2 protein-coding genes and 1 pseudogene are annotated in these 2,472 nt (G+C 36.2%); all 3 read right to left on the reverse strand.

Annotated features, from left to right (window positions below; all coding sequences use genetic code 11):
• On the reverse strand, positions 1-572 hold a 572-nt coding region (locus tag BT107_RS17295), incomplete at its 3' end, for a glycoside hydrolase family protein (protein WP_483188805.1).
• A gap of 268 nt (positions 573-840) precedes the next feature.
• Complete coding sequence (locus BT107_RS17300) at positions 841-2,187, reverse strand: glycoside hydrolase family 16 protein (RefSeq protein ID WP_170854758.1); 1,347 nt, start codon at positions 2,185-2,187, stop codon at positions 841-843.
• Positions 2,188-2,223: 36 nt separating this feature from the next.
• Positions 2,224-2,472, reverse strand: a pseudogene (locus BT107_RS17305) (glycoside hydrolase family 117 protein); the annotation flags it as partial.

Consider the following 2,472-nt stretch of genomic DNA (forward strand, 5'->3'; position numbering starts at 1 on the left):
CCTTCTTTACCAAACGGAATTACTTTATCTCCGCCATGGGTCCAAGGGCCATTGGGCGAATCAGCATAGGAAATAGATACAGGACACAAATCTCCCCTTAACCCACTCGGTTCATCAAAAGCTTGGTAGTACAGGTAATACTTGTTTTTCCATACTAATATATCGGGCGTAGCCACAGAACGCCATCCTGACTTTGGTTTTTCTGGACGTGAAATTGCCACCCCTTGTTCTTCCCATTTAATTCCGTCTTTACTGGTAGCATACCAAATATCACATAAATCCCAATCGGTAGAAGGTATTTCATCCGTAGCTTCTGCAGCTCTGTTCCATCCAATAGGAGGCACTACCGTATGCCTTTTGGTGTACCATACATAATATTTACCGTCAACTAAAATAGGTCTTGAAGAGTCTCTTCTCGAGATAGTCCCATTACCATTATTATAGTCAAAACCATTTAAACGCGTATACTTAAATTGAGAGAAAAGTTCGTTGTCCTGTACTCGTGGTGCGGGATAATCAAACATTCTTTCTGAAGAAGCACTAAGTGGAATATTTGGTTTTTCCGTAGGCATTTTAAAAGGAAAAATTTTTGCAGATTCAATTTCAATACTCTCTTTTATCGCTGCCTCTTTTTGCTCACACTAAATGGCGGACACCACCAAAAATAATAAGATGATCTGTCTAATATTGCTTAGTAACTTCATAATTATTCGTAATATATTTATGTTGAATTTATCTTGATTTGAAGGACAAAATGTATAAACCCCCAATGGTTCTTATAGTAAACCTAAAGATCTACTATAAGAACGTGACTAAAATGAGCTTTGGGAATTTTATATGTTATTGCTTTCTTCTAAAATACTTTACGTAATCTATTTTCATGCTTGTACCATCTATGGCATCGGTTACTTCTCCTGCATGATCTAATATCGCTAAACTTAAATAGATATTTAATTCTTCATTACATAGGTTATTTGGAATGGTACGAATTAATTTATTATCAAAATAAAATTTAATTTCATTGGCACTCCATTCCATTCCATAAAGGTGATAATCGTTTGCATAGTTATATTCCTTTTTCACATCATAACTCCCTATTTCTACCCATTGATTATTTACGTAAGCCTCAATTTTATAATCTGAGATTAAAGCATTCCAATTTGCACCACTTTTCCAACCGTTAACAAATTGTATATGTCCTATATTTTTTTCTGATGGCCAATTGAATTCCAACCACTTCTCTCCGTTTTTCTGAGAAACCCAGCTCGTAGTAGTGCTACCATCTGCAATATCAGAAACATCATAGGTATCATTTAAAACGCCGCTAGATGTAATGGTAACCTGACTATCTTTTGAAAGGTTATTTAAACCTGCAACAGCAGTATCTGCAGTATCTGATTGAATATCTAATGGAAAACTACAATCAGATTTTGCCTCGTAAATACGAAACTCTCTAATATGAAAATGACTGGCATTACTTGACGAAAAGCGAATACGTTTCGTTTTTAAAGATTCTTTTAGTGTATGTGCATATCCTGGAGATAACCCTTCTGTATACGCTAATTGATTGCTTTCTGACGATCCATTTTCCCAATGATGACGATTGGTGTTTATTTCATTAGGGAAGTGTCCTTCATTAACATCTAATTCACAGGTAACTCCAGCGCTATTATTCCCAACTCCTTTTTCATTTGAAAACAACCAAAAAGAGTTATTCGTACCACTTGCACCCGCATATTTATATTTGGCTTCATAATACCCATAAGAAAAGGTTTCTTTCGTCCAAATATTTCCACAGGTCCAATCTTGCCCCCCACGTTGTTCTTTTTTGGCTTGTAATTCTAGCACTCCATTTGCTACCACTGCGTTTTCTCTCCAACGGCTACATAAAATATGACCACTTGAATTATTTTGAGAAGTCCATTTATTTTCTAATGCTGCATCTGGATAATCAAATTCATCACCCCAAACTAAATCCCATTGAGCGCTATCAAATTTTTCTGTTGGACTAGGCAAAACCGTATGGTACGTATCTGTAGCACAGGCTATTCCCTTTGCTGTTTGTTCTGCATTTTCAAGCTCTTCTTGCTTTGGTTCTTCGAGGTCATTTGAGGAGGAAGCACAGCTTTCTAAGCTAATACCTAAAATTAGTAAGGCGGGCACAAGAACTGCTAAATTTAATTTCATTTTTTTCATTATTTTTTACTTTAAGACGATTAATTTTTATTTCTCTTTTTTAATGTTTCTGCCTTCGGGGTGTTGATTTATAGAACCCATACCTTGTGCAAAATAAACTTCGGGCTTATGCCAAACACCGGTATTCTTAAAAGCTGGCTCATTATAATCCAAACTCAAATCGCAATCAAATCGTCCTAAAATTGTATATCCTTTTCCCGGACTACCCGCGTTTACAAAATGAGATAAGCCCCAAGTAAAACCTCTGCCATCTTTAGTGTCCGTAAATGCGTCTGG

The organism is Cellulophaga fucicola, from assembly GCF_900119145.1.
In the GTDB taxonomy this organism is placed as follows: Bacteria; Bacteroidota; Bacteroidia; order Flavobacteriales; family Flavobacteriaceae; genus Cellulophaga; species Cellulophaga fucicola.